Source organism: Ensifer sp. YR511 (assembly GCF_900103045.1).
GTDB lineage: Bacteria > Pseudomonadota > Alphaproteobacteria > Rhizobiales > Rhizobiaceae > Ensifer > Ensifer adhaerens.
Window position 1 is genome coordinate 115,218 of record NZ_FNGR01000001.1, and the last position, 18,185, is coordinate 133,402.

General features: G+C 62.4%; 18 protein-coding genes and 1 pseudogene. 9 read left to right on the forward strand and 10 right to left on the reverse strand.

Translation table 11 applies throughout. From position 1 onward, the window contains the following. Positions 1 to 72: 72 nt before the first annotated feature. Positions 73 to 1,926 carry an ABC transporter ATP-binding protein gene (locus BLU15_RS00530; RefSeq protein WP_089044122.1) on the reverse strand — a complete coding sequence of 618 codons (1,854 nt, stop codon included), beginning with the start codon at positions 1,924 to 1,926 and terminating at the stop codon, positions 73 to 75. Positions 1,927 to 2,338: 412 nt separating this feature from the next. Here BLU15_RS00530 and BLU15_RS00535 point away from each other — a divergent pair, with 412 nt between their 5' ends. Both BLU15_RS00535 and BLU15_RS00540 read left to right on the forward strand, forming a co-directional pair. Continuing rightward, entirely contained in the window at positions 2,339 to 2,911 is a 573-nt protein-coding gene (locus tag BLU15_RS00535; RefSeq protein WP_090293889.1) for a GNAT family N-acetyltransferase, read from the forward strand. A 6-nt stretch (positions 2,912 to 2,917) separates the two neighbouring features. Next, positions 2,918 to 3,379, forward strand: coding sequence for a tRNA (cytidine(34)-2'-O)-methyltransferase (locus BLU15_RS00540; protein ID WP_060600804.1), 462 nt, complete (start codon positions 2,918 to 2,920; stop codon positions 3,377 to 3,379). Positions 3,380 to 3,454: 75 nt separating this feature from the next. Here the strand turns inward: BLU15_RS00540 and BLU15_RS00545 are convergent, their stop codons facing one another. Then, the gene (locus tag BLU15_RS00545; RefSeq protein ID WP_034795007.1) at positions 3,455 to 4,030 is read right to left on the reverse strand and encodes an NADPH-dependent FMN reductase; all 576 of its coding nucleotides are present in this window, start codon (positions 4,028 to 4,030) and stop codon (positions 3,455 to 3,457) included. Positions 4,031 to 4,107: 77 nt separating this feature from the next. Between BLU15_RS00545 and soxR the strand changes: the two genes are divergently transcribed. Together soxR and BLU15_RS00555 are read left to right on the forward strand one after the other, a co-directional pair. Continuing rightward, positions 4,108 to 4,578, forward strand: coding sequence for a redox-sensitive transcriptional activator SoxR (gene soxR / locus BLU15_RS00550; RefSeq protein WP_034795010.1), 471 nt, complete (start codon positions 4,108 to 4,110; stop codon positions 4,576 to 4,578). A 52-nt stretch (positions 4,579 to 4,630) separates the two neighbouring features. After that, entirely contained in the window at positions 4,631 to 4,870 is a 240-nt protein-coding gene (locus BLU15_RS00555; RefSeq protein WP_089044124.1) for a hypothetical protein, read from the forward strand. Between the two features lie 85 nt (positions 4,871 to 4,955). Here the strand turns inward: BLU15_RS00555 and BLU15_RS00560 are convergent, their stop codons facing one another. Then, entirely contained in the window at positions 4,956 to 5,216 is a 261-nt protein-coding gene (locus BLU15_RS00560; protein WP_089044125.1) for a hypothetical protein, read from the reverse strand. A 211-nt stretch (positions 5,217 to 5,427) separates the two neighbouring features. On the opposite strand from BLU15_RS00560, the gene hemF reads away from it, so the two are divergent. Beyond that, positions 5,428 to 6,339, forward strand: a complete 912-nt coding sequence (hemF, locus tag BLU15_RS00565) for an oxygen-dependent coproporphyrinogen oxidase (protein ID WP_060585032.1) — start codon at positions 5,428 to 5,430, stop codon at positions 6,337 to 6,339. Between the two features lie 143 nt (positions 6,340 to 6,482). Here hemF and BLU15_RS39375 read toward each other — a convergent pair whose 3' ends face one another. Then, complete coding sequence (locus tag BLU15_RS39375; RefSeq protein WP_156400740.1) at positions 6,483 to 6,659, reverse strand: hypothetical protein; 177 nt, start codon at positions 6,657 to 6,659, stop codon at positions 6,483 to 6,485. Between the two features lie 153 nt (positions 6,660 to 6,812). Between BLU15_RS39375 and BLU15_RS00570 the strand changes: the two are divergent. Beyond that, a pseudogene (locus tag BLU15_RS00570) lies at positions 6,813 to 7,081 on the forward strand (BON domain-containing protein). Positions 7,082 to 7,097: 16 nt separating this feature from the next. Here BLU15_RS00570 and BLU15_RS00575 read toward each other — a convergent pair. The 4 genes from BLU15_RS00575 to BLU15_RS00590 all read right to left on the reverse strand — a co-directional run bounded on the left by BLU15_RS00575 (position 7,098) and on the right by BLU15_RS00590 (position 11,211). Further along, positions 7,098 to 7,712, reverse strand: coding sequence for an ABC-type transport auxiliary lipoprotein family protein (locus BLU15_RS00575; protein ID WP_034795038.1), 615 nt, complete (start codon positions 7,710 to 7,712; stop codon positions 7,098 to 7,100). An 86-nt stretch (positions 7,713 to 7,798) separates the two neighbouring features. After that, positions 7,799 to 9,169 (reverse strand): MlaD family protein, encoded by a 1,371-nt coding sequence (locus BLU15_RS00580; RefSeq protein ID WP_034795040.1) that lies wholly within the window; start codon positions 9,167 to 9,169, stop codon positions 7,799 to 7,801. A gap of 82 nt (positions 9,170 to 9,251) precedes the next feature. Further along, positions 9,252 to 10,061: an ABC transporter ATP-binding protein gene (locus BLU15_RS00585; RefSeq protein ID WP_060520788.1), complete on the reverse strand. Its 810-nt coding sequence runs from the start codon at positions 10,059 to 10,061 to the stop codon at positions 9,252 to 9,254. Positions 10,062 to 10,083: 22 nt separating this feature from the next. Then, complete coding sequence (locus BLU15_RS00590; protein WP_051659332.1) at positions 10,084 to 11,211, reverse strand: ABC transporter permease; 1,128 nt, start codon at positions 11,209 to 11,211, stop codon at positions 10,084 to 10,086. 260 nt (positions 11,212 to 11,471) lie between these two features. Between BLU15_RS00590 and dgcA the strand changes: the two genes are divergently transcribed. Next, positions 11,472 to 12,455 carry an N-acetyl-D-Glu racemase DgcA gene (gene dgcA / locus BLU15_RS00595; RefSeq protein WP_034795044.1) on the forward strand — a complete coding sequence of 328 codons (984 nt, stop codon included), beginning with the start codon at positions 11,472 to 11,474 and terminating at the stop codon, positions 12,453 to 12,455. On the opposite strand, the gene BLU15_RS00600 is transcribed toward dgcA, so the two are convergent. Then, a complete protein-coding gene (locus tag BLU15_RS00600) occupies positions 12,407 to 13,627 on the reverse strand; it encodes an MFS transporter (RefSeq protein ID WP_090293891.1) in 1,221 nt (406 codons plus the stop codon). The two genes, dgcA and BLU15_RS00600, sit on opposite strands and share 49 nt — an antisense overlap. Before the next feature lie 97 nt (positions 13,628 to 13,724). Further along, a complete protein-coding gene (locus BLU15_RS00605; RefSeq protein ID WP_090293892.1) occupies positions 13,725 to 14,564 on the reverse strand; it encodes a UDP-2,3-diacylglucosamine diphosphatase in 840 nt (279 codons plus the stop codon). Positions 14,565 to 14,737: 173 nt separating this feature from the next. On the opposite strand from BLU15_RS00605, the gene BLU15_RS00610 reads away from it, so the two are divergent. Both BLU15_RS00610 and BLU15_RS00615 read left to right on the forward strand, forming a co-directional pair. Beyond that, a complete protein-coding gene (locus BLU15_RS00610) occupies positions 14,738 to 17,050 on the forward strand; it encodes an NADP-dependent malic enzyme (protein WP_034795048.1) in 2,313 nt (770 codons plus the stop codon). A gap of 270 nt (positions 17,051 to 17,320) precedes the next feature. Continuing rightward, positions 17,321 to 18,058, forward strand: coding sequence for a helix-turn-helix transcriptional regulator (locus tag BLU15_RS00615; protein ID WP_034795050.1), 738 nt, complete (start codon positions 17,321 to 17,323; stop codon positions 18,056 to 18,058). The last annotated feature ends 127 nt before the right edge of the window (positions 18,059 to 18,185 follow it).

An 18,185-nucleotide genomic window follows, 5' to 3' on the forward strand; every position in this document is an offset into this window, starting at 1 on the left:
ATTGCAGATTACAAATGCGTAACGTCTAACAAAGAGGCCCGCCGCTCTTTCGAACGGCGGGCCTCAGGTTGCTTACTCTGCGGCCTCTTCCTTCTCGACGTCGTCGGCGATGAAGCCACCCGATTGGCGAGACCAGAGGTCGGCGTAGAGACCGCCATGGGCAACGAGCTCGGCATGCGAGCCGGTCTCGACGATGCGGCCGGCCTCGAGGATCACCAGCCGGTCCATCTCCGTCAGCGTCGACAGGCGGTGGGCGATCGCGATCACCGTCTTGCCGGCCATCAGCGCGAACAGGTTCTCCTGGATCGCCTGTTCGACTTCGGAATCGAGCGCCGAGGTCGCCTCGTCGAGGATCAGGATCGGCGCGTCCTTCAAGAACACGCGCGCGATCGCGATACGCTGGCGCTGGCCGCCGGAGAGCTTGACGCCGCGTTCGCCGACCTGGGCGTCCAGGCCCTTGCGGCCCTGGTTGTCCTCGAGCCCCTGGACGAAGTCCCAGGCGTTCGCCTTCTTGGCCGCCGCAATGATCGCCTCGTCGTCCGCTTCCGGATGGCCATAGGCGATGTTGTCGCGAATGGAGCGGTGCAAGAGCGAGGTGTCTTGCGTCACGACGCCGATCTGCGAGCGCAGGCTGTCCTGTGTGACGGTGGAAATATCCTTGCCGTCGATCCGGATCGCACCGTCCTCCAGGTCGTAGAAGCGCAACAGCAGGTTCATCAGCGTCGTCTTGCCCGCACCCGAGCGACCGACGAGGCCGATCTTCTCACCCGGCTTGATGTCGAGCGACAGGTGATCGATGACGCCCTTGGCCTTGCCGTAGTGGAAGCGGATGTTGTCGAAGGCAATCGCCCCCTTGTCCGCTGTCAGCGCCTTGGCGTCCGGCTCGTCGACGATGTCGTGCGCCTTGGTCATCATGCCGATGCCGTCATAGACCGTGCCGATATTCTCGAACAGCGCCGAGACTTCCCACATGATCCACTGCGACATGCCGTTGATGCGCATCGCAAGGCCGACGGCGATCGCGATCGCGCCGACGGAGATCGCACTCGTCAGCCACAGATGGATGCCAAGCGCTGCGATCGCAAAGAGCGCGATACTGTTGTTGGCATAGACCAGCACGTGGAACAGCGTCACCTTGCGCATCTGGCGATGCACGGTGTCGAGGAAGCCGTCCATGCCGTCGCGCGCATAGCCTTCCTCGCGGCCGGCATGCGAGAACAGCTTGACCGTACCGATATTGGTGTAGCTGTCGACGATCCGGCCGGTCATCATCGAGCGCGCGTCCGCCTGCTCCTTGGAGATCTTCTGCAGCCGCGGCACAAAATAGCTGACGATGCAGATGTAGATCGCCAGCCAGATGCCGAGCGGGATCACCAGCCGCCAGTCGGCGGTGGCGACGACGGCGAGCATCGTGACGAAGTAGCTGACGACATAGACGAAGACGTCGAGGATCTTCATCACGGTTTCGCGCACGGCTAGCGACGTCTGCATGACTTTCGTTGCCACGCGTCCGGCGAACTCGTTGGCAAAGAAGGTCATGCTCTGGCGCAGCAGGTAGCGGTGCATCTGCCAGCGGGCGATCATCGGATAGTTGCCGAGCAGCACCTGATGCATGATCAGCGAATCGATCGCCACGAGGCCCGGCAGGCCGATGAGGACGAGCGCACCCATCCAGAACAGCCGTCCGCCTTCGGCGGCGAGGAAGCTCTCGCGGTCGGCGCTCGACAGCCAGTCCACCATGTTGCCGAGGAACTGGAACAGCGCCACTTCGCCAATGGCGATCAGCGCCGTACAGACGGACATGATGATGAGCCACGGCGCAGCCGGCTTGGAGTAGTGCCAGCAGAAGCCGAACAGAGTCTTCGGCGGAACCGTCGGCTCCTCCGGCGGATAGGGATTGAGGCGGGATTCAAACCAGCCAAACATAACATTGCTCCTTCAGAGTATTTTGAAGGAAAGCGGGATTTCGCCCCGCATTCTTATGATGAAAAAGTCAGTCCGGAAATGCAGCCCGCAAAGGGCTTCGTCTTCCGGAGTCCCGGAAGCGCGTCGATCTCGGTTAAAAGATAGGTCGCGGAACCGGTCAGGCCAAACGGTGGCCCACTACTCCAGGAAGGCGTGTCAACATCAATACATTCATGTTTGCCTCCGTCGGTTCGCGTTGAAGAGGTCCGATCTCTACCCTTATTCGCGCTCGCATGCCAGATTGTCGCAGGCACTTTCTTGCCCAATTTTTCATCGCTCCGACCGCTGTTGCCGTTTCGGCACAGATTAGCGCAGGCAATATGAGCGACCTCAAAAGCAAGCAGCGCCGGACGTTTCGCGGCGGAGAACAAGGATGATCGCTTCATCGGACACGCCTCCTGACCTTCAAAGTGTCGGCTTTCTCCTGCGGCGCCCCCGCGAGGGTGACGCAGACGCGCGCCCGAGGCTCGGCCGCCATCCGGATATCTACCGGATGTTCGGTGCGGGCAGGTCGTTTCCCGGCCTCTTCGGCCACGGTGAAGCGGCCGCCTGGGTAACGCGCATCGCCGAACATCCGGCCGCCTGGATCATCGATCAGGACGGCCTCGTCGGCGAAGTGCGGCTCGACAACATCAACCGCGCCGATCGCCGCGCGAACTTCGCCATCGGCATTTTCGATCCGTGTCGCCTTGGCAAGGGTCTTGGCACGGCGGTCATCAAGCGGGTATTGGCCTATGCCTTCGACGAACTTGCCCTTCATCGGGTCTCGCTGAGGGTCCTCGCCTTCAACGAGCGGGCGATTACGGCCTATCTCAAGTCCGGTTTCTCGATCGAGGGCCGCGAACGCGAATCGGCGTTGATCGACGGTGAGTGGCACGACGACATCATGATGGGCATCCTGGCTGCGGATTTCGATACGCGGCGCAACGCCCCCGGAAACGAGTAACCTGACGTGAGCAATCTGCGCATCGCCCTCTACCAGCCCGATATTCCCGGCAATACCGGCACGATCCTGCGCATGGCCGCCTGTCTCGGGCTTTCGGTCGATGTGATCGAGCCGGCCGGCTTCGACCTCTCCGACCGAAACCTGAAGCGCGCCGGCATGGACTACATCGCGTCGGTGGCGCTCACTCGTCACGTCAACTGGGAGCGCTTCGAAGAGTGGCGCTCGGCGAGCGGACGTCGGCTGGTGCTCGCCTCCACCAAGGCTGCCCTGCCCTATACGCGCTATGATTTCCGCCCAGACGACATCCTGCTTTTCGGGCGGGAAAGCGCCGGCGTGCCCGATCACGTGCACGAGCGCGCCAATGGCCGCATCCTCATTCCGATGGCCGACGGCCAGCGCTCGCTGAACATCGCGATCTCCGCCGCGATGATTGCGGGCGAAGCGATCCGGCAGGTTTCGCCGATTTGATACCGTCTCCATAGCCGTCTCCTTGGCGGCAGGCCGAGCCTTTGAGGGCCCGGCCGAGAGCCCTCGTCTCCAACGTTACGCCGCGACTTCGTTGTAAGGTTTGCTCTTGCGCGCCTGCTTCAGCACCCGCGCCCACCAGGTCAGGCGATCCATCATCAAAAACAGCGGCGCGCGGAGCTCCTCCGGTTTATAGAGGTTGCCGGCAGCATCGAACTTCGACCACGCCTTCGGGAAGGCCACGCCGTCGCGCAGTGTCACCGTGTGCAACTCTCCAAACACCTGGCGCAATTGCTCGACCGCGCGAATGCCGCCCGAGGCGCCGCCGTAAGAGACGAAGGCGACCGGCTTTGCGTGCCAGGGCTCGTAGACAGAGTCGATCAGTTCCTTCAGCGCCGCCGGGTAGCCGTGGTTGTATTCGGGCGTAACGACGATGAAGGCATCCGCCTCGGCGATCTTGCGCTCCAGCCATTCGCCGGGATTGACCGCCGCGCCAAGGCCGCGCGACGTTCTGAGCCGCGCCGGGTCGATGATCGTCAGCGAGAAGGTGTCGGAAGCCGATAGTTCCCGGATCAGCCAATTGGCGACCGTGTCGCAGAAGCGACCCTGCCGCGCGCTGCCATAGATCACGGCGAGGGTCATTTTCTCAGTCATGGGGATCAAGCTCCTGTTGTCTCAGTCATGGAGCCAATGCTATAAAACCTCAAGATTAGTTGAGGTCAATAGCCGTTATGACGATTGTGAAACAAAGCGAATTGCGCCGCGAACTGACCGTGGGCGAAGTGGCGGAGCGCAGCGGCGTCGCCGTCTCCACCCTGCATTTCTACGAGGCCAAGGGCCTGATCCGCAGCAATCGCACCCGCGGCAACCAGCGCCGCTATCCGCGCGGCGTGCTCAGGCGCGTCGCCGTCATCAAGGTGGCGCAGCGCACCGGCATTCCATTGTCGGAGATCCAGGACGCTTTGTCGGTTTTGCCGGACGATCGTCCGCTGACGGTCGAGGATTGGGGCAGATTGTCCGAAAACTGGCGCGAACAGCTGAACGAACGCATCGCCAGCCTGATGGCGTTGCGCGACCATCTGACGAGCTGCATCGGCTGCGGCTGCCTGTCGCTGCGCGAATGTCCTCTGCGCAATCCGCACGACGTGCTGTCGATGGAAGGCGCCGGCCCAAGGCTCATGGATGAAGACAGCCACCCTTGAGCGGCCGCCACGACCAAAGGTGCCTACACATGGTCATTGTGCGGAAAAGAAGATGAAGTCAGAACTAAGAGGTCGAGTTGCGATAGTCCTTCCTCTTCTCGCTCTCATCCTGTTCTCATGGTTCTATTATCTTGACGATCGCGCATGCGCCGCAGGGGATCAGCAATGCGTCGTCAATACATTCCTGGCGCTTGCCCTGGGGACCGTGATACTCGGGCTTGTAGCCATCATTAATCTATTGATTCTTCTCGGAAAAACTCTGATTTATATTCAGGATCGAAATCGAGGTTGAGCGCTGTGCTACCTTGGCTCGCAGGGAATCTGGCGCGTTTGTTGACGTGACCGGTGATCTCTGAAAAAGCGGCAGGGGCGATGGATCAATCCGCGGTCGGCAGGCGGCGCATCGTAAACTCGATCTCGTCGCCCTCGAGCTGGCGCCAGCTTTCCACCTCGGTCCAGTAGGCGGCCTTCGGCCAGGTGTCGAACCATTCCCGCGCTTTTGCACGGGCAGCACTGCGATTGAGCCGAAAGGTTTCCCGCACGAAAAGGCCGTCGCCTCGTGTCGGATTTTCCCGGCGATGCCGGGCGATCTGCCGCCGCAATCCATCGAGCGGCGGGCCTGCAGGTATTCTTGCCATGGGCTATACCTCTGGATTGTAAGATAGTGAGGCAAGCCTGCCTTTGCCAGAGCTTTGTGTAGGCGGGTTTCGCCGGGGCCAAGGACACGCCGCGACCGAGTGGCCGAAGCGCTGGACCGCCGTTGCCATCAGCGCCAAAGTGTGAACTGTGTCGACTTCAATCGAATCGGCGGCATCTCATCGGGAAATCCCGCCAACAGGACGTAATTTCATGGAACGACCGCAGCTACCCCAGGGGCTCCCCGCAGACATCGAAGATAAGAAGGCGGAGGCGCGTGCATGGTTCGAAGGGCTGCGCGACACCATCTGCGCCGCCTTCGAGGCGGTGGAGGATGAGCTGACCGGGCCGCTATCTGACCGCGCCCCCGGCCGCTTCGTTGCCAAGGACTGGAGCCGTGAGGATGGCAAGGGCGGCGGTGGCCGCATGTCGATGATGGAAGGCCGCGTCTTCGAAAAGGTCGGCGTGCACACCTCGACCGTCTACGGCGAGTTCTCGCCCGAATTCCGCAGCCAGATCCCGGGTGCAGCCGAAGATCCCCGTTTCTGGGCTTCGGGCATTTCGCTGATCGCCCATCCGGTCAATCCCAACGTGCCGGCCGTTCACATGAACACCCGCATGGTGGTGACGACCAGCAACTGGTTCGGCGGCGGCGCCGACCTCACTCCGGTGCTCGATCGCCGTCGCGTCATGACGGATCCCGACACGCAGCTCTTCCACCGCGCGATGGAGATCACTTGCGGGCGCCATGCGGTCGCCGACCATGCCAAGTTCAAGAAGTGGTGTGACGACTACTTCTTCCTGCCCCATCGCAATGAGGCGCGCGGAACCGGTGGCATCTTCTACGACTGGCTGCATTCCTCGGAAGAGCAAGGCGGCTGGGACGCCGATTTCGCCTTCACCCGTGATGTCGGCAAGGCGTTCGCCATCGTCTATCCGAAGATCGTGCGCACCAATTTCAATGCGCCCTGGACCGAAAACGACCGCGACGAACAGCTGGTGCGCCGCGGCCGCTATGTCGAGTTCAACCTGCTCTACGATCGCGGCACCATCTTCGGCCTGAAGACCGGCGGCAATGTCGAGTCGATCCTGTCGTCCCTGCCCCCGGTGGTCCGCTGGCCGTAATCTCGCCGGCAGTCCACAAAATGAGAGAAGCGCTCCACCGCGCAGACGCGCTTCTCTCCGGACCATTCACAGCGTGTCCGAACCTATGAGTGGCTCACTGACCACGGTCGTTCCGAACGAAGATCTTTGGACCTTCCCTGACGTCACTTGCAGATCCGCACCTTCTTCCAGAAGACCTTACCGTCGGCGCCATAAGCCCGTTCGGTTTTGACGACGCAGCTCGGTTTGCAGCCGTAGCTATAGTTCGCGGCCTTCGCCGGCATGGCCAAGGCAAGTGCCATCGTCGTCGCCAGAGCCATGGCGAAGCAAGAACTGCGCATTTTGTATATCCCCGTGTAATCCGACCGCGACGGAGCCGCCCGTCGCCTGAAACGAGCCATCGCACGGATCAGTCCCACCCCGCTGTTTCGAATGAAACAGGCGAACAAAGCCCGCTATCAGGCGTTTCACCTTCGTCGAGCGAGGTGAAAACAATGATCTTCAAGAAACGGACATTTTACGGAGATGAACCGGAGCGGCAGGTGGCCGATCACCCGGCCGAACTGGAGCGCCGCGTCGCCCATCTCCTGGCGGTCACGCCCGGCCTCGATGCAGCCGATGTCACTGTTACCGCCAAAGGCAACACCATTGTGCTTGCCGCGTGGCGACCGAAGGCGAAGTTTTCCGCGCCGAAGAGGCGGCAAAACAGGTGCAAGGCGTCGCGGAAGTGATCAACCGGATCGAGACGGTCACCGCAAGATAGAAGCGTCCTCGGCTCCTCAGATGGAGCCGAGCGTCCAGCTGACGATTTCTGCCGAAACATTGGCGAAGGCCTGATCCATGGCCTTGATGAAGGCCGTGTTGCCCGTGCCCCTGACCGCGGCCGTGGCGCGAAACGCCTTTTGCGCCAGCACCGTGCCGTTGCGATCGTTGAGGATCTTGGCGAAGATTTCGACATTGGCCGTGTCGGCGCCCTCGGTCGAAATCTCGAAGGCGCGGATTTCGGTGATGACCTGGTAGTCGATCGCCAGGCCCTGGCCGGGTTTGCCGACGCCGCCGATCTTGCCCGTGTCCTCGAAGGCCTGCACGAGCTTCGCCTGTACCAGCTTCGGCAGGCGGTCGCTCCACTGAGCCTTGGCGAGATATTGCAGTTCCGCGCCGGAGAGGCGGATGACGACCTGATCGCTGTCGAGTGCCTTCAGAGCCGTCGGCTCCGGCACGAGGATCTGCTTGCCGGTCGATGCGCGACCTTCGACGGCCGGCCTTGCCGAAAGACTGTAGGTGTCGTTGACCGCTTTGGTACCGCAGCCAGCAAGTCCTGCTGCCAGCATGATCATCAGGGCGGAGCGCCACGCTCCCGCTACTCGCACGCCCACCAGCCCTGGAAAACTCATACTGCCGTTACCTTTGTCCCACACAACTTCGGTGCATTCCCGATCGAAACACACCACCCGGCCCCACGCCGGCTGTGCCCACCGACTCAGCGTCGGGTGCGGCCATCATATTGCTTTACCGTCTCGCCGCCAAAGAGAAGGCGTTGCGGATCCTTGTCGAACGTCGAGATCGTGTTCTCGAGGCTCTGCACCGTGCGGCGCGTATCTGTGACGAGCGCCTCGACGTCGCGCAGCCCCGAATTCGAGAAGCGCTTGAGGTTCTCCGCAATCGGGCCGATCTGGGCGTTCAGATTGTCCGCCATCTTGCGGAACGAGGCGAGCGTCGCGCGGGCGTCAGCCGAAAGCGACGGCGCGTCCGCATCGCCGAGGAAACCGTCGACCTTCACGAGAATGCTGTCGACCCGGTTGGCCGAAGCGTTCAACTTGCTTGCCAGCTGCGTGACGTCGGTGATCGTGCGGTCGATGTCCTGCTGGCGCGCCGTGATCTTGTCGGCGAACTGCGAGATGTTGGCCACCGTCTTGCGGGCGTCCGCCGTCGCCGCTGTGATGTCGTTGACGACGAGCTCCACCTTCTGCTTGTCGACCGAGGCGACCAGCGTATCGACCCGCTCCAGCGTCTTCTGGGCGTTCTTGCCGAATTGCTCGTAGGTTTCGACCGTGCGCCGGAAGGCAGCGATGGTTTCGGAAACGCCGCCCGAGGCAGCCTTCAGGTCGGTGCTGATCTGCTCGACGTTCGAGACGATCTGATCGATCTTCTTCGGATCCACCGATTTCACCAGAGTTTCGGCAGATTCCAGAGTCGAATCGAGCTTCTTGGACGCAGCACTCACCGAACCGGAGAGTTCCGTCACGCTCTTCAGGAAGTCATCGATCGCGCCGGAATTGTTCGCGAGCGCATTCGAAAACGTCTCGGCATTGCCGATCGTCTTGGTCAGCGGACCGCGCACGTCAGTGACGAAGCCCTGGATGTCGGTGATGGCGCTGTTGGCGCGGTCCATAATCTGGTCGGCCGTCGCGAGCAGGCTGGTGACGCTCGACTGGTCCGCAAGGATACGCGCCTGCGTACCCTTCTCGATCGCAGTCTTCAGGATGTTTTCGTCGCCCTTGTGGCCACCGCTGAGTTCGATATAGGCCGCACCGGTCAGGCCTTGCACTTCCAGCGTCGCCTTGGTCGACTTGAGCACCGGCGCGTCGACCGAAACCTCGGTCAGCGCGATCGAATAACGCGGATCGTTGGCATCGATCGCGAGGTTGCGAACCGTGCCGACGGGAATGCCGTTGAAGCGCACCGGAGAGCCGACCGAAAGGCCGTTGGCCGACCCCGGAATGTTGACCACCAGCTCGATCATCTCGCCGCTACGGCCATACTGCGACATCCAGTAGACGAAGCCGAATGCGGCTGCGACCACGAACACCGTGAAGAAACCGACAATGGCGTAGTTCGCTTTCGTTTCCATTCGTACCGACTACCTTCGTGGCCGCTTCACCGGCTCTACCTCCGATCTCGACGCCTGGGCATCAAAATCGGCTTCTCAAGATTCATTGATCGTTCCGCACGATCGATCGTGCCCGCTTGCCACGGAAATAGGACTGCACCCACGGATCGTCGCAGGCCAGCATGTCTTCCACCGTGCCTTCGACCAGGACCTTCTTCTTGCCGAGAACCGCGATGCGGTCGCAGACCGAAAAGAGGCTGTCGAGGTCGTGAGTCACCATATACACGGTCAATCCCAGCGTGTCGCGCAGCTTGGCGATCAACTCGTCGAACTCCGCCGCCCCGATCGGATCGAGCCCCGAGGTCGGCTCGTCGAGGAAGACCAGGTCCGGATCGAGCGCCAGCGCGCGCGCAAGTGCGGCGCGCTTGATCATGCCGCCCGAAAGCTCCGACGGGTACTTTTCCGCCGCCTCCGGCGCAAGGCCGACCAGCTCGATCTTCACCCGCGCCAGCTCGTCCATGAGGCTCTGCGGCAGGTCGAGATATTCGCGCATGGGCACCTGGATGTTCTCGCGCACCGTCAGCGCCGAAAACAGCGCTCCGTGCTGGAAGAGAACGCCAAGACGCATGTCGAGCGCGATGCGTTCGCCCTCGGTGATGTTATCGTAGTCCGCGCCGAGGATTTCGATCTTGCCGGACCGCTTCGCAAGCAACCTCAGAACCGTGCGCATCAGCACCGACTTGCCGGTGCCCGACGCTCCGACGAAGCCGAGGATTTCGCCGCGGTAGATCTCGAGGTTCAGCTTGTCGAGCACGATGTTGGAGCCGAAACCGACCGTCAGGTCGCGAACGGAAAGCACGGCCTCGCGCCCGTTCGCCTCGGTCGGTTGGTACCCCTCGTGACTCTTTTCGATTGGGTTCACGCTGTTCTCCGCATCAGAAATCAATGGCCGCGTAGAACATGGCGAAGAGCCCGTCGATCAGGATCACGACGAAGATCGACTTGACCACCGAAGACGTCACGTGGCGGCCGAGCGACTCCGCGCTACCGCCAACCTTCAAGCCCTCGACGGCTGCCACGACCCCGATGATGAGCGCCATGAACGGCGCCTTGATCATGCCGGCGGCGATCGACGAAAAATCGATGGCTTCCTGCAATCGGGCAAGGAAGGTTGGGATCGTGATGCCGGAATAGCCCCAGGCAACGAGCGCCGCACCGACGAGCGCCGCGAAGTTTGCGATGATCGTCAAGAGCGGCAGCGCGACGGTCAGCGCCACGAGGCGCGGAAATACGAGTACGCCGACCGGGCTCAGCCCCATCACCTTCAGCGCATCCACCTCTTCACGCATCTTCATCGAGCCGATTTCGGCGGTGATCGCGCTGCCGGAGCGGCCAGCGATCATGATCGCGGTCAGCAGCACCCCGATTTCACGGAGCTGCAGGATGCCGACGAGATCGACGACGAAGACCTCGGCGCCGAAATAGCGCAGCTGGAACGCGCCCTGCTGAGCGATGATGGCGCCGATCAGGAACGACATCAGCGTGATGATCGGCACAGCCTTCACGCCCATGCGGTCGATCTGGTGAACGATCGCCGCCGGCGAGACGCCGCTGTGCCGTCCAAGCTTAAGCTGGGCGCCGCGCACCGCGGACCCCAGGATGTACATCGCAGCGACGATATCTTCCCACGTCGCCGCCATGACCTCGCCGACCGGGGCGAAGATTCGCTGAAACAGCGGCAGCCGTTCGCCGTTCTTTTCCGGCGAACGCAGTTCAGCCGGCAGGGCGTCGATCAGCTCGACATAGCGCTGTCCGCCTTCGGCGAAATGAACGTTGTCGCGCGACGGGCCGACGACACGGGTCATGAAGCGGCGGATGATCCAGGCGCCTGCGGTATCCATCGCCGTCACGCCGGACAGATCGAACTGCGCGGCTCCGTCGCCCTTGCGCGCAAGGCCGTCGAGCTTTGCTGCCATCGCTTCGGCCGTCTCGTGCCGCCAGGTGCCGGTGAAGACATAGCTTCGCCCGCCGCCACTCTCGGACAGCGCGACATCGGCGGTCATCTTGCGGGCGGCTTGCGACACGTGTCTTCTGTTATCCCGATTTGCCTCTGCAAAACTCGTCCAATCTCGATAGATTTGAGGACAAGATTGTGCAGCAGACCTAAAGTGTTACCACGACTGTTGCGCGTCCGACCGGAGGCAACGACTGTGTAAAGATTCGTAAATCCTTCCACCGTCATAACGGCTCGCACCTTTGCTGTCACCCGAACGTTGCGGCGCTATGACGCCGGGCCAACAGATTACCTGCCGGAGACGCTTTCATGTCACTTTCCCTCGATGCCACCGTGGAACATTTCCCGATTGCGGGCACGTTTACGATCTCGCGCGGCTCCAAGACGACGGCAAGCGTCGTCACTTGCCGCATCGGAGACGGTGTCCATACGGGCTCCGGCGAATGCGTTCCCTACGGCCGCTACGGCGAGACGATCGACACGGTGCTCGCCGAAATCGCCGCCATCCGCCACCACATCGAGGCCGGGCTCAGCCGCGCCGATCTGCAGCGCGCGATGAAGCCGGGTGCTGCCCGCAACGCCGTCGATTGCGCGCTGTGGGATCTGGAAGCAAAGCAGAAAAACAAGTCGGCCCATGTTCTTGCCGGCATTTCTTCACCGGAAGCATTGACCACGGCCTATACGCTTTCGCTTGCCGAGCCCGACGCGATGCGCGAGCAGGCCGCCAAATATGCCCACCGCGCGCTCCTCAAGGTCAAGGTGGGCACGTCGGATGATGCTGCCCGCATCCGTGCGGTGCGCGCCGGCGCACCGGAAAGCCGCATCATCCTCGACGCCAACGAGGGCTGGACGCCCGAAACGCTTGCCTATCACTTTGCGATCTGCGCCGAGGAACGGATCGACCTGATCGAGCAGCCGCTTCCCGCCGGCCGCGACGAGGCGTTGGCAACGATCGCCCGTCCCGTTCCGATCTGCGCTGATGAAAGCGTGCACGCGACCGGCGACCTCGCTGCTCTCGTCGGGCGTTACGACGCCGTCAACATCAAGCTCGACAAGACCGGCGGCCTGACCGAGGCACTGCGCATGCGCGATGAGGCGGTCTCGCTCGGGCTCAAGGTCATGGTCGGCTGCATGGTCGGCAGTTCGCTCGCGATGGCGCCGGCGATCCTGGTGGCTCAAGGCGCGGATTTCGTCGATCTCGACGGGCCGCTGCTGCTGGCGCAGGATCGCGAGCCCGGCCTGCGCTACGAGGCCTCGCTTGTCTTCCCGCCGGAGCCGCGCCTCTGGGGTTGAAGATACCAGGCAGCGACGGCAAAGCAGCAGCCGGCAAAGGCGACGACCGACATCGAATAGAAGCCGTTCACCCCGTACCAGGCATAGAAATAGCCGGACAGGAACGTGAAGATCGCGGTGAAGATACCGGTATAGAAGAAGTAGAGCCCCTGCGCCGACGCTTCCTGTGATTCCACCACCCGCTCGACCAGCTTGTGCTGCATGCCGGTGTGCATGATCGCATAGGTGAAGGCGTGGAAGCACTGCAGGATGAAATAGCCGCTGAAGCCGAGATCCATCGGGAAGATGATCCAGCGCACCACGGCGAGAAAGCAGCCGGACAGGATCATCACCCAGACGCTGAAACGGCGGCTGATCGCCTTGGCGAAGATGAACATCGTCACTTCCGCCGCGACGCCCGCGCTCCAGAGCAGGCCGATCTCGGTACCGCTGTAGCCGATGTGCTGCCAATAGATCGCCGAGAAGGCAAAGAGCATCGCGTGGCTGGCGTTGACCAGCGTCACCCCGATCAGCAGCAGCTGCAGGTCGAGCTGCCGCAGCGACTTCGGCGGCGGCTCCGTCAATGCCGTGATCGGTGACGGCCGCCGCGGCTTGCCGACCCGTGGCGCGGCATAGGCCATGATGATCGTCAGGCCGAAGCCGATCGCCATCGCCGGCAGTACCATGTCGCTGCCGAAGATGCCCACCATCCAGCCGCCGAGCATCGTCGCGCCGATGAAGGCGACCGAGCCCCAGAGCCGCATATGGGCGTAGTCGAAGCCCCAGCGCCGCACGCCTGAAAGCGCGATCGCCTCGACGATCGGCACATAGGGAGAATAGACGGCCGACTGCAGCGTATAGATCAGCAGCACCGGCCAGAATTCGCGGAAATAGAACAGAACCACGGCCGTTGCGAGCGACAGGAAACCGGACCAGATCAGGACGATCGCCCGCTCGCCGAGCCTATCGGCAATGACGCCGGCGATCGGCGCCGTGATGACGCGCACGAACATCGGCAACGCCAGAACGACGCCGATCTCGAAGTCGCTCATCGACAGCGTGCTCAGCCACATCGGGAAATATGGCATCGCGAAGCCGTTGACGATCAGCGGCGCACAGAAGAGCAAAGCAATGCGAAGCGCAAAATGGCGCGGCGGAGGGCCCACATAGGCGGGCGCTTGGAAGGGAATCATCGTCTGACCTGATGGCTGTGCCCGATCTCTAGCACGAGCCGGGCGCCCCTCGCCATAACCTAGTTTTCGCGACAGGAATATCGCTGCGCCGCGAAGGTCAGGCCGCGCGCTGGGTCAGCAGTTGGGCGAGCAGTTTGTCCGCTTCGCCAGACGCTTCGCCTTCGCTGGCGCCACCGCGCATCTGGTGCCAGGTGATCAGTTCCATCGTGCCGTCGTGGTGCTCGGCAATCGCCGTGCAGCTTTCCACCCAGTCGCCGGTGTTGATGTAGCGGATGTCGCCGATCTCCTCGATGACAGCATGGTGGATATGACCACAGATCACGCCCTGCGCATCGTGACGGCGCGCCTCCTCGGCGACCACCTTCTGGAACTCGCCGATGAAGTTGACGGCGTGCTTGACCTGGAGCTTCGCCCAGGACGAGAACGACCAATAGGGCATGCCGAGACGTCGGCGGACCGCAGCAAGCCCGATATTGATGGCGATCGCCGTGTCGTAGGCCCAATCGCCGAGATAGGCGAGCACGCGGGCGTTGCGCACGACGACGTCGAATTCGTCGCCGTGCAGCACGAGATATTTACGGCCGTCGGCCCCCTCGTGCATGTAGCGTTGCGCCACCTCGATGCCGCCGAAATGCACGCCCGGAAAGTCGCGCAGGAATTCATCGTGATTGCCGGGGATGTAAACGATGCGGGCGCCCTTGCGCGCCTTGCGCAGGAGCTTTTGCACCACGTCGTTGCAGTTCTGCGGCCAGTACCAGCTGCGCTTCAGCCGCCAGCCGTCGACGATGTCGCCGACCAGAACGATCGTCTCCGCTTCATGATGCCGCAGGAAGTCGAGCAGGTAGTCGGTCTTGGCGGCCTTCGAGCCGAGATGGATGTCCGAGATGAACAACGTCCTGAGCTTTCGTACGGAGTTGTCTTGCTGCGCCGCCATCATGCGAGCCTCGTCTTCAGGTTATGCTTTCTGCCTTCGTGAAACCAGACTCGTGTTTCAGGAAGATGACATCAACATTGCGTCACCGGTCCCCCCGCTGAAATCAGCACTGCAAAACTGTACCTCGCTTCGAATTCATGCCAAAAGGCACGACCACGAATGAGGAATGTGAGAGCATGAATACGGGCGACAAGACGAAATCCCATACCGGTCCGGCCAGCGGCGACATCGACCAGCAGGCCCTTTTCTTCCACCGTTACCCACGCCCGGGAAAGCTCGAAATCCAGCCCACCAAGCCGCTCGGCAACCAGCGCGACCTGGCGCTTGCCTATTCGCCAGGGGTTGCAGCCCCCTGCATCGCCATTCGTGACAATCCGGAAACAGCCGCCGATTACACAGCGCGCGCCAACCTGGTCGCGGTCATCTCCAACGGCACGGCCGTCCTCGGTCTCGGCAATATCGGTCCGCTGGCTTCCAAGCCCGTCATGGAGGGCAAGGCCGTCCTCTTCAAGAAATTTGCCGGCATCGACGTCTTCGACATCGAAATCGACGCGTCGAGCATCGAGCGCATGGTCGACGTAATCTCGGCGCTCGAGCCGACCTTCGGCGGCATCAACCTTGAAGACATCAAGGCGCCCGAATGTTTCGAGGTGGAGCGGCGCCTGCGTGAAAAGATGCAGATCCCGGTCTTCCACGACGACCAGCACGGAACTGCGATCATCGTCGCCGCCGCCATCCTCAACGGCCTCGAACTCGCCGGCAAGGACATCGCGACCGCCAAGATCGTCACCTCGGGCGCAGGTGCCGCCGCACTCGCCTGTCTCAACCTTCTCGTGACGCTCGGCGCCAAGCGCGAAAACATCTGGGTCCATGACCTCGAAGGCCTCGTCTACAAGGGCCGCGAGGTACTGATGGACGAATGGAAGTCCGTCTACGAGCAGGATAGCAGCAACCGCGTGCTTGCCGACAGCATCGGCGGCGCTGACGTCTTCCTCGGCCTTTCCGCCGCCGGCGTCCTGAAGCCGGAACTGCTGGCGCAGATGGCCGAAAAGCCGCTGATCATGGCGCTCGCCAATCCGACGCCGGAAATCATGCCGGAAGCCGCCCGCCAAGCCCGTCCGGACGCGATGATCTGCACCGGCCGCTCGGACTTCCCGAACCAGGTCAACAACGTTCTCTGCTTCCCGCATATCTTCCGCGGCGCGCTCGACTGCGGCGCAAGCACGATCAACGAAGAAATGAAGATGGCGGCCGTACGCGCCATCGCCGGTCTTGCCCGCGAAGAGCCTTCCGATGTTGCCGCCCGCGCCTATTCCGGCGAGACCCCGGTCTTCGGCCCGGACTACCTGATCCCCTCGCCGTTCGATCAGCGCCTTATCCTGCGTATCGCGCCGGCGGTTGCGAAGGCAGCCGAGGAAAGCGGCGTCGCCACCCGTCCGATCCAGGACTATGACGCCTATCTCGACAAGCTGAACCGCTTCGTCTTCCGCTCGGGCTTCATCATGAAGCCCGTCTTTGCCGCCGCCAAGAACGCCCAGAAGAACCGGGTTATCTTTGCCGAAGGCGAAGACGAACGCGTGCTGCGCGCCGCCCAGGTGTTGCTCGAAGAAGGCACGGCCCGACCGATCCTGATCGGCCGTCCGCAGATCATCGAGACGCGCCTGCGTCGCTATGGCCTGCGCATCCGTCCGGATGTCGATTTCGAGGTCGTCAACCCCGAAGGCGATCCGCGCTACCGCGACTATGTCGAGGACTATTTTGCCCTCGTCGGCCGTCTCGGCGTCATCCCGGAAGCCGCCCGCACGATCGTGCGCACCAACACGACCGTCATCGGCGCGCTCTCGGTCAAGCGCGGCGAAGCCGATGCGTTGATCTGCGGCGTCGAAGGGCGCTACAGCAAGCACCTGCGCGACGTATCGCAGATCATCGGCAAGCGCGACGGCGTGCTCGATTTCTCGGCCTTGAGCCTGCTGATCTCGCAGCGCGGCGCAACTTTCTTCACCGACACCTATGTGAGCTACTGCCCGAGCGCCGAAGAGATCGCCCAGACGACGGTCATGGCGGCACAGGAAATCCGCCGCTTCGGCATCACTCCACGCGCCGCCCTCGTCTCGCATTCGAACTTCGGTTCGCGCGATTCGGAGAGCGCCACCAAGATGCGCACGGCGCTGCAGCTCGTGCGGGAACTCGCGCCCGATCTCGAGGTCGACGGCGAAATGCACGGCGATGCGGCGATCTCGGAAGCGTTGCGCCAGCGCGTCATGCCGGACAGCAGCCTGTCGAGCGAAGCCAATCTGCTGGTTTTCCCCAATCTCGATGCCGCCAACATCACGCTCGGTGTCGTCAAGACCATGACCGACAGCCTGCATGTCGGCCCGATCCTGCTCGGCTCGGCGCTTCCGGCCCATATCCTGTCGCCGTCCGTCACCTCACGCGGCGTCGTCAACATGGCGGCTCTGGCGGTGGTCGAAGCCAGCCATCCGGGTTGAGATGGCAACGCGGAGATCGCCACCGGTCTTCGCTGCATTCGGGCGCCATGCCGGCGCCGGCAAAACCGTATCCGGATGTCGCGCCTGCTTCAGGCGCGGCATCGCTGGTTTTGCAGATCACCCGCGAATCAGCCCCTGTCACGCGGCCGATCGACGACCACAATCAAGGCGTGCGCAATTGGTCTTATACACCAATCGGGAAAGTTTGCGCTGGACAAAAGGTGAACCTCTAACCATGCTGGGGCCTCGGACGAGATTCGGTGTTGTGGCATGACTGAGCAGCAGGCTGTCCTCGACATGCTGGAAATCCTGGAATGTGGCGGCTGCGTCGAGCCCGCTCATTTCTTCACATTGATGCGTCGAACCTTCCGCATTGCCCATCTTCTCTATCTCGAAGCGGAGCCCTATGCGGACGAGCTCAAGGTTTGCCGGCTGCATCACACCTTCGGCGCCTACGCTGCCGAGATCTACCATGCCCGCAGCCTTCACCGGATCGATCCGATCCTGAAGCTGGCGCTTGGCGGCGTGCGGCCGGTGGAATGGACGATGGCGCGGCATCGCTTCCCGGAATGCGAACCGTTGTTCCAGGCAGCCCAGGAAATCGGCATATCCACTGAGGGCGTCGCCTTGCCATTGCCCTCGCCCGCCGGGCGCATGGCGTTGCTCGCAATCAACGTCAACATGACAGCCGGCGAATGGACGACCTATCGCCGCCATCACCTGCGCGATTTCCAGCTGGCCGCCAATCTCTTCCATGCCGCCATGCTGGAGCACGGCGCCATGGCCGGCAGCATTTCGACCCGAGAGATGCGGTTGACCGGCCGCGAGACCGAGGTCCTGACCTGGGCCGCCGCCGGCAAGAGCTATTGGGAAATCGCCACGATCCTCGGCATTTCCGAGCGCACCGTGCGCTTCTTCATGACCAATGCGCGACGCAAGCTGAATGTCGTTTCCAACACTCAGGCTGTGGCACAGGCCGTACGACACGCTCTGATACCCTCCGTTTGACACCCGACAATACGCCTCCACCGAAACCCCTCGAAATCTAGTGGCAAATATCGCGCATTTGAACTGTCGCTAGCGACAGTTACGCAACCGCCGCGAGCCTGACAGCATCGCCCCATCCCCAAACTCG